Origin of the sequence: Streptomyces sp. NPDC056361 (assembly GCF_042262805.1) — a bacterium.
Classification (GTDB): Bacteria; Actinomycetota; Actinomycetes; order Streptomycetales; family Streptomycetaceae; genus Streptomyces.
This window is the reverse complement of the sequence record NZ_JBHJQI010000037.1, coordinates 24,180-37,731: the sequence shown is the minus strand read 5'-3', so window position 1 is coordinate 37,731 and position 13,552 is coordinate 24,180. Positions and strand designations below refer to the sequence as shown.

Annotated in this window: 10 protein-coding genes; 3 read left to right on the top strand and 7 right to left on the bottom strand. The window is 73.8% G+C overall.

Annotated features, from left to right (window positions below; all coding sequences use genetic code 11):
• Nucleotide 1 precedes the first annotated feature (1 nt).
• The 5 genes from ACFCY7_RS14965 to ACFCY7_RS14945 form a co-directional block, all read right to left on the bottom strand.
• Complete coding sequence (locus tag ACFCY7_RS14965; RefSeq protein WP_376484807.1) at nucleotides 2-3,058, bottom strand: NPCBM/NEW2 domain-containing protein; 3,057 nt, start codon at nucleotides 3,056-3,058, stop codon at nucleotides 2-4.
• A 114-nt stretch (nucleotides 3,059-3,172) separates the two neighbouring features.
• A complete protein-coding gene (gene mshC / locus ACFCY7_RS14960) occupies nucleotides 3,173-4,402 on the bottom strand; it encodes a cysteine--1-D-myo-inosityl 2-amino-2-deoxy-alpha-D-glucopyranoside ligase (RefSeq protein WP_376484806.1) in 1,230 nt (409 codons plus the stop codon).
• 151 nt (nucleotides 4,403-4,553) lie between these two features.
• The gene (locus ACFCY7_RS14955; protein ID WP_376484804.1) at nucleotides 4,554-5,360 is read right to left on the bottom strand and encodes an SCO1664 family protein; all 807 of its coding nucleotides are present in this window, start codon (nucleotides 5,358-5,360) and stop codon (nucleotides 4,554-4,556) included.
• Nucleotides 5,357-5,947: a DUF3090 domain-containing protein gene (locus ACFCY7_RS14950; RefSeq protein ID WP_376484801.1), complete on the bottom strand. Its 591-nt coding sequence runs from the start codon at nucleotides 5,945-5,947 to the stop codon at nucleotides 5,357-5,359. Before ACFCY7_RS14950 ends, ACFCY7_RS14955 begins: the two co-directional genes overlap by 4 nt.
• Before the next feature lie 67 nt (nucleotides 5,948-6,014).
• Nucleotides 6,015-6,704, bottom strand: coding sequence for a histidine phosphatase family protein (locus ACFCY7_RS14945; protein ID WP_376484799.1), 690 nt, complete (start codon nucleotides 6,702-6,704; stop codon nucleotides 6,015-6,017).
• Between the two features lie 96 nt (nucleotides 6,705-6,800).
• Between ACFCY7_RS14945 and ACFCY7_RS14940 the strand changes: the two genes are divergently transcribed.
• Nucleotides 6,801-7,793 (top strand): magnesium and cobalt transport protein CorA, encoded by a 993-nt coding sequence (locus ACFCY7_RS14940; protein WP_376484797.1) that lies wholly within the window; start codon nucleotides 6,801-6,803, stop codon nucleotides 7,791-7,793.
• Between the two features lie 12 nt (nucleotides 7,794-7,805).
• Here ACFCY7_RS14940 and ACFCY7_RS14935 read toward each other — a convergent pair whose 3' ends face one another.
• Nucleotides 7,806-8,591 (bottom strand): ferritin-like domain-containing protein, encoded by a 786-nt coding sequence (locus tag ACFCY7_RS14935; protein WP_376484795.1) that lies wholly within the window; start codon nucleotides 8,589-8,591, stop codon nucleotides 7,806-7,808.
• Nucleotides 8,592-8,842: 251 nt separating this feature from the next.
• Entirely contained in the window at nucleotides 8,843-9,892 is a 1,050-nt protein-coding gene (locus ACFCY7_RS14930; protein ID WP_376484792.1) for an LLM class F420-dependent oxidoreductase, read from the bottom strand.
• Between the two features lie 129 nt (nucleotides 9,893-10,021).
• Here ACFCY7_RS14930 and ACFCY7_RS14925 point away from each other — a divergent pair, with 129 nt between their 5' ends.
• Together ACFCY7_RS14925 and ACFCY7_RS14920 are read left to right on the top strand one after the other, a co-directional pair.
• On the top strand, nucleotides 10,022-10,999 hold the full coding sequence (locus ACFCY7_RS14925; RefSeq protein WP_376484789.1) for an aldo/keto reductase: 978 nt from the start codon (nucleotides 10,022-10,024) through the stop codon (nucleotides 10,997-10,999).
• A 32-nt stretch (nucleotides 11,000-11,031) separates the two neighbouring features.
• Entirely contained in the window at nucleotides 11,032-13,446 is a 2,415-nt protein-coding gene (locus ACFCY7_RS14920; protein ID WP_376484854.1) for a helix-hairpin-helix domain-containing protein, read from the top strand.
• The last annotated feature ends 106 nt before the right edge of the window (nucleotides 13,447-13,552 follow it).

The window sequence follows — 13,552 nt, the reverse complement described above, 5'->3', positions numbered from 1 at the left end:
ATCAGCCGCAGCGGAGACGGGCCGCCGCCCAGTCCCCGTGGTCGCCGCTCTTGGACCCGTTGGTGTCCGTGATCCGCAGCCGGAGGTGGCGCGCCCCGGTCACGTCGACGTTCACGGGCAGGGTCGCGGAGGCTCCGGTCAGCCGGGGCGAGGTCCACAGGACCCGGCCGTCGGCCTCGACGGAGAAGGCCACCTCCCCGTAGCCGTTGATCTCGTCGTCGATGCCGACGTCGGCCGTCAGGGCGGTGCAGCGGCCGCCCAGGTAGACCTCGATGTCGGAGTCGGCGTGGGCGCCGATCCCCTTCTCGTAGGTGGTGCCGGCGAGGGTGAGGGTCCGTCCGTCGGCGGCGCCGGACTCGCCGTTGGAGCGGTCGCGTTCGGGCGGTCCCCAGCCGTTGGTGGAGCGCAGCCACACCAGGTCGCTCGCCCAGGCGTCGCCGGTGGGCGCCGGGGGCATCACGCCGACCGCGAGCCGCTGGGTGGCGGTCCGGTCGGTGCCGGCGGAGCGGTGGCGGGCGGTCGCCGTGAGGGTGGCCTCGCCGGTCTTCGCGTCCGCCGCGGGCGTGACGGCGACCTCGACCCGGCGGGTGGTGCCGGCCGGGACGCGGGTGAGCGGCGCGGCCGGGGTGACCTGCCAGCCGGCCGGGACGTCCAGGGAGACCCGGACGTCGGTGGCGTCCCGGGAGCCGGCCGTGACGTCGACGGCGACCGTGCTCGGGGTGCCCGCGCCGAGTTCCTGCCCGGTGGGTGCGGCCAGGGCGGCGGAGGCGCCCGGTACGGCGCCGCCGACCGCGCTGGTGGCGGTCAGCCGCAGTTCGAAGCCGCGGCCGGTGGACAGGGCCTTGGTCTTGACCCGGACCACTCCCCCGCGCTCGTCGCGGTCGTACCACCAGCCCTCGGCGGCGGCGTCGAAGGCGGCGCGGGAGGTGAGGCCGGGCAGCCTGCGCCCGTCGAGCCGGACGCCGTCGGGGGCGTCGCCGGTGTGGACGGTGAAGGCGTACGGCCGGGCGGCCGGCTTGCCGGTGTAGGTGCCGGTGCTGGGGCCGACGCGGACGGTGACGTCACCGGGGCCGGCGTTCGGGGCGCTGACCTCGGCGCGCTGGGTGGCGTACCGGCCGGTGCGGTGCTCGCGGGTGACGCCGTCGTCCTCGTACAGCTCGAAGGAGGAGCTGCCCTTGGGGTAGACGTCCCAGGCGAGCGGGTCGCCGGGGGCGCGGTCGGTGTACGAGCGGATGCCGCCGGGCCACATCGGGACGGTCGCCCCGGCCCGTACGAAGAGGGGCAGGGTGTCGAGCGGCGCGCTGTAGTCGTCGATCGTCACCGGGCCCTCGTAGGTGCGCCCGTTCCAGTAGTCGATCCAGGTGCCCCGGGGGAGGTAGATGCCGTCGCGTTCGACGGCGTCCTGGTAGACGGGGGCGACGAGGAAGTCCTCGCCGCTGAGGAACTCGTACTTCGCGGCGTCGCTCGCGGCCTTGGGGTCGTCCGGGTACTCCAGGGCCAGCGGCCTGGCGAGGCCGACACCGGTCTTGGTGGCCCGGTACGCGTGGCTGTAGACGTACGGGAGCAGGGCCTCGTGGAGCTTGAGGGAGGCGCGGTTGATCGTGGTGTGGGGCTCGCCGTAGCGGAAGGGCTGCTTGTCGTTGGCGGCCCAGCCGTCCATGGTCATGGTGACGGGCAGGAAGGTCTTCCACTGGAGGTCGCGGGTGTACGTCTTGGCGCTGCCGCCGAAGATGCCGTCGACGTCTCCGGTGGTGTAGGCGAGGCCGGACATGGACGCGCCCGCGTAGGTGGGTATCTGCCAGCGGATGTACTCCCAGCTGCCGGACTGGTCCCCGGACCACTGGACGCCGCAGCGCTGGGCGCCGGCCCAGCTCTCGGGGGCCCAGGTGAAGCCGCGGGCGTCGCTGTTGGCCTCGATGCCGGCGTGGGCGTCCTTGCAGCCGTCGAGGGCGAACTTGTAGCCCTCGCCGACCCAGGCGACGTCGAGCTTGGCGACCCGCTGGCCGGCCTTGACCTGCTCGCCGAGCCGGGCGATGCCGTCCTCGGTCCACAGGCCCAGCTTCATGCCCCGCTCGCCGAGTCCGGTGGAGGCCTCGGCGAGGTTCTCGTAGCCGCAGCCGTAGCCGTCGTTGACGAGCATCCAGCCGTTGGGCATGTCGTTCTCGACGTAGCCGTCGGCGACCTTCAGGGCGTCGAGGGTGCGGCGCTCGCCGCGGTTGGCGTTGTGGAGGTAGCAGTCGGCGTCGCCGATCTCCAGGCCGTACACGGGCGGCATGAAGGGCTTGCCGGTGAGCCGGGTGTACTGGCCGATGACGTCCTTGGCCGCGTCGGCGCCGGTGCCGGTGAAGTAGTAGGCGTCGAAGCGCCGTTCCTTCGCGGTGGTGGTGACGGGCTCGGTGAAGGCGTACGTGTTGGGGGCGTAGGTGTTGCGGTAGACGCCGTAGCCGGCGGAGGAGAGGTAGAACGGGACGGAGTTGGGGTGGCCGCCGTCGTTCCAGTTGTAGTCGACGCCGACCTCGACCGTCTTGTCGCGGTGGGAGGTGTTGCCGCGGCCGTTCTGCATGCCGGCGCCGTAGAACTGCTCCGTGGCGCCGCGGGCGAGGGTCTGGACGGTGCGGTCCTGGTTCCAGGTGAGGCCCTGGGTCTCGGACCAGAGGGGGGTGCCGTCGGCGCGTACGGCCGCGAAGCGGAGCGGCGCCTTGTAGGCGCGCAGGGTCACGTCGGCGGTGCCGAGTTCGTACCGGTCGCCGAGGTCGCGCCAGGTGGTGGTCGGCGCCGGGCCCTGGGGCAGGGTGATGTCGGTGCCGGTGGGGTCGGTGAACTTGCCGTCGGGGGCGAGTTCGATGCGGAAGGTGTCGGCGGTGACGAAGGACACGCGGGCCTCGGCGTGGCCGGCGGTCAGCCGGTAGACGGGCCCGTCGGCGGCGAAGCCGGTGACGTCGCCGACGGTGGTGTCGGACGGATCGGCCGTGGCGGTGGCACCGGGTCCCGCGAGGGTGGCGACGAACCCGAGGAGTGCACCGACGACTGCAGCTCTCATGCGCATTGATGATTGCATGAAGCTTATTTAGCGCACCTTCGAGCATCGCGACAGGGCAAAAAGGAACCGCCCTCGAACTTCGTGAAGAAGTCCAAGGGCGGTTCCGCACAAGCGAGTTGCGCCGGACGGCTGCTACAGGGCGACACCCAGGAGCGCGTCGACCGCGCGGGAGACGAGCCCGGGGGCGGATTCGTCGTCGCCGCCCTCGGCCGTCTGGAGCGCGGCCCAGCGGTCCACCGCGGCGAGCGCCGTGGGGGTGTCGAGGTCGTCGGAGAGCGCCTCGCGGAGCTCCTCGACCAGGGCGTCGGCAGGCGTGCCGTCGGGCCGGGACACGGCGGCGCGCCAGCGGCCGAGACGCTCCACGGCGTCCTGGAGGACCCGGTCGGTCCACTCCCAGTCGTCGCGGTAGCGGTGGGAGAGGAGCGCGAGCCGGATCGCGGCCGGGTCGACGCCGTCCTTGCGCAGCTTGGAGACGAAGACCAGGTTGCCCTTGGACTTGGACATCTTCTCGCCGTCGAGCGCGACCATGCCGGCGTGGACGTACGCCTTGGCCATCGGGTACTCGCCGGTGAGGGTCTGGGCGTGGGAGGCGCCCATCTCGTGGTGCGGGAAGATCAGGTCGGAACCGCCGCCCTGCACGTCGAAGCCCATGCCGAGGTGGTCGAGGGCGATGGCGACGCACTCGATGTGCCAGCCGGGGCGGCCGTGGCCCAGGCTGCCGCCGTCCCAGCTCGGCTCGCCCTCGCGGGCGGCCATCCAGAGCATCGGGTCGAGCGGGTTCTTCTTGCCGGGGCGCTCCGGGTCGCCGCCGCGCTCGGCGGAGAGGTGGCGCATGAGCTCGGTGCTGTAGTGCGAGACCTCGCCGAAGTGCGGGTCGGCGTCGACGGAGAAGTAGATGTCGCCGTCCAGCTCGTACGCGGCGCCCGCGTCCCGGAGGCGCTCGACGAGCGGCACGATGCCCGGTATGGCCTCGACGGCGCCGATGTAGTGCTGCGGGGGCAGCATCCGCAGGGCGGTCATGTCCTCGCGGAACAGGGCGGTCTCGCGCTCGGCGAGGCCGACCCAGTCGATGCCGTCGCGGATCGCGCGCTCCAGGAGCGGGTCGTCCACGTCCGTCACGTTCTGGACGTAGTGCACCTGCCGCTTGGTGTCGAGCCACACGCGCTGAACGAGGTCGAACGCGTTGTAGGTCGCCGCGTGACCCATGTGGGTCGCGTCGTACGGCGTGATGCCGCAGACGTAGATACGGGCGACGGGGCCGGGGGCGAGGGTGACTCGTCCGCCGGTCGCGGTGTCGTGGATCCGGAGGTCGCGGCCCTTGCCGGGAAGGGCGGGGACCTCAGAAGCGGGCCAGGCATGCATGACCCGAGCGTAACCGGACAGGTGTTCCGGATACGAACCGGATCCGGGATCTTGACCGATTAGGCGGTCTTGCGGGTCGGAGGCTTGCGTGCATACCCCCCAGGGGTGCACGCCCGCTCCGGCGCCATGGCCGAAACCTTTCGGCCCGTGCTCAGACCGGCGGCCAGGGGATCGACGGCCACTGCCCCGAGGGCTCCGGGTGGCGTCCGGTCGCCCGCAGCGCCCCCACGCGGGCGCGTACCGCCGCCACCTCGGCGCCGGTCAGCAGCTCCGCCAGACGGGCGGCGAGCGGCGCTCCCGGGGCCAGGGAGCGGTCGAGGCCGTCGAGCACCCCGGCCGCCTCCGCGGGCAGCTCCTCGCCCGCCCAGCCCCACAGCAGGGTCCGCAGCTTGTCGTCGACGTGGAACGTGACGCCGTGGTCGATCCCGTACAGACGTCCGTCCGGCGCCGGCAGCAGGTGCCCGCCCTTCCGGTCGCCGTTGTTGATGACGGCGTCCAGGACGGCCAGCCGCCGCAGCTCAGGGGTGTCCGCGTGGACGAGCAGCGCGGTGCGGTCCTCGTCCACCTGGGCGGGCCCCACGGCCTTCCAGCCCTCGCCGGCCTCGTCGTCCTCCGTGAGGGCGAGCAGCCGCGCCCCGGGGTCCGCCTCGATCCACAGCTGGACCATGCCCTCCCCGTACGGCCCGTCGCGGAGCACGGTCGGCGGGATCAGCCCCCAGCCGGTGGCCTCGGAGAGCTCGTACGCGGCGACCTCGCGCTGTGCGAGGGTCCCGTCGGGGAAGTCCCACAGCGGCTGCTCCCCCGCGACGGGCTTGTACACGCAGGCCGCCTCGCGGCCCCCGTACGCGACGGAGCAGTACAGCACGGCGTTGGACGCCTCGCGGACCCGGCCGCGCACGGTCAGCTCACCGCGGGCGAGCAGCTCGGCGTCCGTCGGGGTCGAAGGGCTGCTGCTCATGCTCCGCGGCGGTATCCGTTCTGGCGCGGGCAGACGTGCCCCTCGGGGTCGAGCGGCAGGCTGCACAGCGGGCACGGCGGCCGGCCGGCGTTGACGACGTCCAGGGCCCGCTTCGCGAAGGCCCGTGCCTGGGCCCCGCTGAGGCGGACCCGGAGCATCGGAGGACCGTTCTCCTCGTCCTGGAGCAGCCGCTCCTCGGCCTCGGCGAGGTCCTCCTCGGAGTCCGCGTCGAGCTCCACGAGGGCCTGCGCCTCGACGATCATCCGCTGCTCCTCGCCGTCCCAGGCGAGCGCCATGGTGCCGACCCGGAACTCCTCCTCGACGGGGGCGTCGAGCGGCGCGGTGTCGGCGATCTCGGCCGGGGCGACGGCGGGAACCGGGGCGTTGCCCCCGGTGCGGCGCACGACCTCGTCGAGGAGCTCGTCGATGCGCTCGGCCAGCGCGGCGACCTGGGTCTTCTCCAGGGCGACGCTGGTGACGCGGCCCGCCGCGGACGCCTGGAGGAAGAACGAACGGCGGCCAGGCAGCCCGACCGTGCCGGCCACGAAACGCTCCGGTGGGTCGTAGAGGAACACCTGACGGGACACGTTCCCGACTCCCTTGCGTCTCGACGGTCGTACTACAGCGGCGCGTCCACCCTACTGCGCAAGGGGATCACGCCGCGCCCGCACCACCCCCGACCTCCGCGGTCCCACTGCTGTCGGGGTGCTCGCGGGGGGCGAGTCCGGCGAAGTCGCCGGTGTCGCCGAGGCGGAGGAGGAAGGGACGCAGGCGCGTGTAGCGGATGACGGTGACCGAGCAGGGGTCGACGTGGACGCGCTGGAAGAGGTCGAGGTGGAGGCCGAGGGCGTCGGCCACGATCGACTTCACGATGTCCCCGTGGGAGCACATGACGTACGTGGCGTCCTCGCCGTACTCGGCCTCGATCCGGGCGTTCCAGTCGCGTACGGCCTCGACGGCCCGGTTCTGCATGGCGCGCATCGACTCGCCGCCGGGGAAGGCCGCGGCGGAGGCGTGCCCCTGGACGACGTCCATCAGGGGCTCGTCGTTGAGCTCGGCCAGCTTGCGGCCCGACCAGTCGCCGTAGTCGCACTCGTTGATCCGGTCCTCGACGTGGAGGGGGAGCTCCGGGCGGGCGTCCAGGAGGGGCCGCAGGGTCTCCCGGCAGCGCTGGAGGGGGCTGGAGACGGCGGCGGCGAGCGGGACGCCCGCGAGGCGGCCCGGCAGGGCGGCGGCCTGAGCGGCCCCCCTCTCGTCGAGCGCGATCCCGGGCGTGCGCCCGGCGAGGACCCCGGAGGTGTTGGCGGTGGAGCGTCCGTGCCGGACGAGGATCAGCGTGGCCATGCGGGCCAGCCTACGGGGGCGTCCCACCGGTCCGGCCGGGCTCCGGCCCTCCGGGAGCCCGCCGCACGCGTGCGTGCCGGGACCGTTCGGGGGAGAATGCGCCGCGTGATCGTGGACTCTGCCATCTACCGCGACGGGCGCCGCACGGACGGACCCGCCGACCTCTCCGACGCCCTGGACCTGGCCCGGGCGACCGGGGACGCCTTCCTGTGGGTGGGGCTGTACGAGCCCACGGAGGCCGAGTTCGACCACGTGGCCTCGGAGTTCGCGCTGCATCCGCTGGCCGTCGAGGACGCGTTGAAGGCCCACCAGCGACCCAAGCTGGAGGTCTACGACGACTCGCTGTTCGTGGTGCTCAAGCCGGTCGTGTACGAGCCGGAGAGCGACCGGGTCTCGTCCGGCGAGCTGATGCTCTTCATCGGCGACTCGTTCGTGGTCACGGTCCGGCACGGCGAAGGCGCGCCCCTGATGGCGGTGCGCAAGCGCCTGGAGGCCGACCCGGAGGTCCTGAAGCACGGGCCGACCGCCGTGCTGTACGCGGTGAGCGACGCGGTCGTGGACCACTACCTGGAGGTGGCGGCCGAGCTCCAGGTGGACCTGGAGGAACTGGAGGCCGACGTCTTCGCGCCCTCCGGGGGCAATCCGGCGAACACCGCCGAGCGGATCTACACGGCCAAGCGCCAGGTCCTCGAGTTCCGCCGGGCCAGCGGTCCGCTGACCGGACCGATGGCCCGACTGACGGCCGGCGCGGTGCCCTTCGTGAACGAGGAGGCGCAGCCCTTCTTCCGTGACGTCAACGACCACCTGCTGCGCTCCAACGAACAGGTGGAAGGCCTCGACCGGTTGCTCTCCGACGTGCTGTCGGCCCATCTCGCGCAGATGGGCGTGCGGCAGAACGACGACATGCGGAAGATCTCCGCGTGGGCCGCCATGGCCGCGGTCCCGACGATGGTCGCCGGGATCTACGGCATGAACTTCGAGCACATGCCCGAGCTGCGGTGGGTGGGGTCCTACCCGGTCGTGATCGTCGTGATGACGGGCATCGTCGTCACGCTGTACCGGCTCTTCAAGCGCCGCGGCTGGATGTGACGCGCGGCGGGCTCAGAAGGCGGGTGCGGGGACCGGGGGGCCGCCGAGGGCGTCCAGCCGCTCCGGCATCCGCAGGCCGACCATCCGGTGCCACCCGGCCGCCCGGTCGTACGCGTACACGCCGTGGATCCCTGCGGCGAGGACGGCCGACTTCGCCCGGGGCCACTCCAGGATCCGTCCCATGTGCCGCATCACCGCGAGGCTGACGTCCCGGTAGACCTGGATCTCGGCCAGCGCCGACTCGCGCAGGGTCCGCTGGATGAGCCGGCCGTGGCCCGCGCGGGCGAGCCTGAGCAGCTCCTCGTGGCAGTAGGCGAGGTGGTTGTCCTCGTCGTTGCAGATCATCCGGATCGCCTTGCCGAGTTCCGGATGGTCCCCGAAGTGCTTCACCAGGAGCTGCATCTGCTCGGCGGCGCGCTCCTCGGTGACCCTGCTGTGCGCGAGGTAGACGACGACGTCCTCCTCGGTCAGCGGCTCGTCGCGCCGGAGCTTGTCGTGCGCGAGGCCGATGCCGCGCTCTTCGAGCAGCATCGTGTAGTCGGTGTCGGGCGGCACCGGAACGGGTTCGAGGCCGCGCTTCCTCATCAACGCGTTGAAGATCCGGCCGTGCTTGTCCTCGTCGGCACCGTGCCGGGTGATCTTGGGTGTGAGGTCCCGCATCCCGGGCGCGACGAGGGCCGCGATCCGGGCGTTCTCCCAGCCGCCCTGGGCCTCGCCGCTCGCGGCGATGGAACAGAACAGCCGGAAGGACTCGTCGTTGTCGATGATTTCCTGGAACAGGCCCTTGGCCGTGAGCATCGCCGCCACCTCCGTGCGGACGCCCGTACTCCGGTACGTCCGGGAAGAACGAGTCAAGTCCGGTCCCGCACGACGGGCAACAGCAGGGGCCGACGGCTCGGCCGAAAGAGTGAGGCCCGGAGGCGTAACCGGGGGCCCCGCGAAGGCGTTGTGCTGCATGACGGCCGTGGCGGGGAAGACCCCCGAGCCCCCACCACGGCCGCAGACCACTCATCCCTGACGGTGCTCTCGCACCGGGTGCCGCCTCGGCGTTACGCCAGGCCCGCGTGCTCCATCGCCTCGACGCCCGCCCGCAGGGCCGCGAGCCGCTCGTCGAGGGTGAAACCGGCCGGGGCGAGGGTGAGGGTGGTGACCCCGGCCTCGGCGTACGCCGTCATCCGCTCGGCGATCCGCTCGACGGAGCCGAGCAGGGTGGTCTGGTCGATCAGCGAGTGCGGAACGGCGGCCGCGGCCCCGGCCTTGTCGCCGGCCAGGTACTTGTCCTGGATCTCGGCGGCCTCCTTCTCGTACCCCATCCGCTGCGCGAGCTGGTTGTAGAAGTTCTGCTTGCGGCTGCCCATGCCGCCGACGTACAGCGCGGTGTACGGGCGGAACACGTCGGCGAGGGCGTTCACGTCCTCGCCGAGGGCCAGCGGCAGGGTGGGGCAGACGTCGAAGCCGTCCATGGTCAGGCCGGCCTTCTCGCGGCCCGCCCGCAGATGACGGAGCGCGGTCTCCTCCAGGTGGTCGGCGGAGGGGAAGATCAGCAGCGCGCCGTCGGCGATCTCGCCGGTCTGCTCCAGGTTCTTCGGGCCGATCGCGGCGATGTAGAGCGGGATGTGCTCGCGCTGCGGGTGGACGGTCAGCTTGATGGGCTTGCCCGGGCCGCCCGGGAGCGGCAGGGTCCAGTGCTCGCCGTCGTAGCTGAGGCGCTCGCGGGTCATGGCCTTGCGGACGATCTCGACGTACTCGCGGGTCCGGGCGAGCGGCTTGTCGAACTTCACGCCGTACCAGCCCTCGGAGACCTGCGGTCCCGAGACGCCGAGACCGAGGCGGAACCGTCCGCCGGTCAGCGAGTCGAGGGTGGCGGCGGTCATCGCCGTCATGGCCGGCTGCCGGGCCGGGATCTGCATGATCGCGGAGCCCACGTCGATCCGCTCCGTCTTCGCCGCGACCCAGGCGAGGACGGTGGGCGCGTCGGAGCCGTACGCCTCCGCGGCCCAGCAGACGTCGTAGCCGAGGCGGTCCGCCTCCTGGGCGACGGCGAGGTTGTCGCCGTCCATTCCGGCGCCCCAGTAGCCGAGGTTGATGCCGAGCCGCATTCCACACACCTCTTACCCATCAGTAACGTCTCTGTGGGCCGGACTCTAGCGCGCGCCCGGGGCATCCGTCAGGGCACGGTTGTCCACAGGCTCTCTCCGCGTGGTGCCCTGGCCAGTAATCTCGCGCCCATGGAGCAGAGGCATCTCGGACGTACCGGCCTGCGTGTGTCGCGCATCGGACTCGGCACCCTCACCTGGGGCCGGGACACCGACGAGCACGACGCCGCCGAGCAGTTGAAGGCGTTCTGGGACGCGGGCGGCACGCTCGTGGACACCGCCGACGTGTACGGCGGGGGCGAGGCGGAGTACCTGCTCGGCCGTCTGATGGACCGGCTCGTGCCCCGCCAGGACCTCGTCCTGTGCACCAAGGCGGGCAGCGTGCCGGACCCCGACCGGCGCACCGACGGCTCGCGCGGCCACCTGCTCGCCGCGCTCGACGCCTCCCTCGACCGGCTCGGCACCGACCACGTGGACCTGTGGCAGCTGCACGCCTTCGACCCGTACACGCCCCTGGAGGAGTCCCTCCAGGCCCTCGACATCGCCGTACGCACCGGGCGCGCCCGGTACGCGGGCGTGGCGAACTTCTGCGGCTGGCAGCTGGCCAAGGCCGGCACCTGGCAGCTCGCCGGCGACCGCACCCGCCTCGCCGGGGCCCAGCTGGAGTACTCGCTCCTCCAACGCGGCGTCGAGCGCGAGGTGCTGCCGGCCGCCCTCGACCTCGGCATAGGCCTGCTGCCCTCGTCACCGCTCGGCCGCGGGGTCCTCACCGGCAAGTACCGCGCCGGGACCCCGACGGACTCCCGGGGCGCCTCGGAGACCATGGCGCCGTTCGTGGAGCCGTATCTCGACGACGCCGCGAGCCGGATCGTCGACGCGGTCACGACGGCCGCCGACGGCCTCGCGACGACCCCCCTCCACGTGGCCCTCGCCTGGGTCCGCGACCGGCCCGGCGTGACCGCCCCGATCGTCGGCGCGCGCACGGCACGGCAGCTCACGGCCGCGTTGTCGGTGGAGACCCTTAGTCTTCCTGACGAGATCTGTCGGGCGCTGGACGATGTGTCGGCGCCCGTGCACCGCTATCCGGATCACGACTGGAGCACCTTGTGACCGAGCCTTCCGGGGAGACCGCGCCCGAGGCCGTGGAACCCACCGAGGACGCGCAGAAGGCCACCGCCGAAGCCCGCCCCCCGGCCCCTGCCGAGGCACCTGCCACCTCCGAGGAGCCCACCGCGGCGGACACGGACGAGGCACCGGGCGACGCCGAGGAGCCGGACGCTTCCGCAGAGCCGGACGCGGGTGGGGAACCCGGCGCGGTTGAGGGGTCGGAGTCCTCCGCGGCCGAGGGGTCGGAGTCCTCAGCGGCCCCGGGTGCTTCCGACGGGTCGGGCTCTTCCGACGGGTCCGGCGCGGGTGAGGAACCCGGCGCGGCCGAGGGGGCGGACGCCTCCGAGGCCCCAAGCGCTTCCGATGAGCCCGACGCTTCCGCAGGGTCCGGCGCGGCCGAGGAGCCGGGAGCAGCCGGGGAGGCCGCCGGCGGGGCCGGGGGCGACGGGACGGCCGACGCGGCCGCCGCGCCCGAGTTGAGCGACGCGCAGGCCGAGCTCGCCGCGCAGCGGGAGCTGCGGGCGAGGATCGAGGCGCGGAAGGCGGAGAAGGAGGGCACGGTCGCGAGCGGTGCCAAGCTGAGCGGCACCGCGGCGGACCTGCTCGCGGCGGTACGGGCGGTGGAGGGCGGCGCTGCCTCGGGCAGCACCTTCTACGAGACCCCGGAGCCCGCCCCCCGGCGCCCCGCCCCCGAGGCGGCCCCGGCCCCGACCGTACGGCCCCCCGCGCCCGAGCGGGCCTCCGCGCCGGCACCCGGCACCACGGCCGCCGTGCGGGAGGTGCTGGCCAAGGGCGGCGCGCCCGAGGCGCTGGCCGGCCGGGTCGCCGCCGCGCTCGGCGAGAACGCGGCGGCGGCCCTGGGCGAGGACCCCTGGCAGCTGCTCGCGGTGCCCGGGGTGCGCCCCGAGCAGGCCGACGGTTTCGCGCGGGCGCTCCTCGGCGCCGCGTGCGGCCCCGGCGACCCGCGCCGGACGGTCGCGCTGACCGTGTGGCTGCTGGAGCGGGCCGCGCTCCAGGGTCACACCGCGCTGGAGATCCAGGCCGTGCGCGCCGGACTGGCCGGGCACGGGGTGCCCGACCCGGAGGAGGCCGTCGAGACGGCCGTCTCCGAGGCGGCGGTCCTCGTCTTCCAGGAGGAGGAGACGGCGGAGCCCGAGCCCGACGAGGACGGGGAACCGGCCGAGGAGCCGGAGCGGCCCGCCGCGGATGAGCCCGCCTCGCCCGTGCTGCTCGGGCTCGACCGGTACGCCCTCGCGGAGGAGAGCCTCGCGGACGGTCTCGCCCGCCTGGTCAAGACCGCGACGGCCGAGCCGTGGGAGGGCTCCGAACTCGAACGCGCCGCCGGTGCGCACGGGCTCGTCCTGCACACGGGCGGCGAGGCCTCCCGGGCCGAGCCGGTCGCGCTCGCGGAGGCGGCCCGCGCGCGGGGGCTCCGCGCCCTGGTCGCCGTGCACGGCGACGCCGGCCGGTCCGCGCTCGGCGACGCCGGGGCGGCCGCGGTGACGGTCGGCGGCCTGCTCTCCGGGGCGGCCGGTCCGGGCCGTGACGAGGACGGCGCCTTCGCCCTCGACCTGCTGGTGGTGCTCGACGCGCCGCAGCTGGACGTGGAGACGGCCGCGATGCTGGTGGAGTCCCTGCCGGACGGCTGCCGCCTGGTCCTGAGCGGCGACCCCGAGGTCCTGGGGGCACCGGGCGCCGGGCGGGTCTTCACCGACGCGCTCGCGGCCCGGGTGTGCCCCCGGATCGCCTCTCGGCTGCCCGACCCGGGGCCGCTCGGCGAGCTGGTCTCGGGCATCGGCGTGGGCGAGCTGAACCAGGTGGAGGCCCCCGGCAAGGAGGTCGTGATCGTCCCCGTGCGGGACGCCGGCGAGGCCGTGCACCGCACGGTCCAGCTGGTCGCCGACTCGGTGCCCCGGGCGATCGGAATCCCGTCCGAGCAGACCCAGGTGGTCACGGTCGGCCACGGCGGCTCCGCGGGCACCCGCGCGCTGAACGCCGCCCTCAAGCAGCGGCTCAACCCCGGCCCCGGCCGGTTCGGCGGCTACGACCCCGGCGACCGGGTCGCGTACGCGCCGGCTCCGGGCCGGACGGTGACGGGGACCGTGCTGTCGGCCGACGCCGAGGGGCTGCGCCTGCGGTGCGGCGACGAGGGGGTCCTCGTACCGAAGGAGCAGGTGGAGGCCACGCTGCGGCACGGCTGGGCGCTCACCGCGCACCAGGCCGCCGGGACGCGGTGGCCCGCGGTGGTCGTGGTGCTGCCCGGCGACGCCGCCGGCGGCCTGAGCCGGCCCTGGGTGTACACGGCCTTCGGCCGCGCCGAGCGCCACCTGTCGGTCGTGCACGGCGTGGACCAGGCCCTGGCCCGCGCGGTGGCCGAGGGGGTGGCCCCGGAGCGTACGACCCGACTGCGGCCGCTCCTGGAGGGGCTGCTCGCCACCCCCGAGGAGTAGCACCGGGAAACCGCACCGGGAACGGCCGGAGGGCCGGGCCACCGCACTGAGCGGTGACCCGGCCCTCCGTCGTCCTCCTGGGAACCGGCCCGGGAACCGCCTGAGG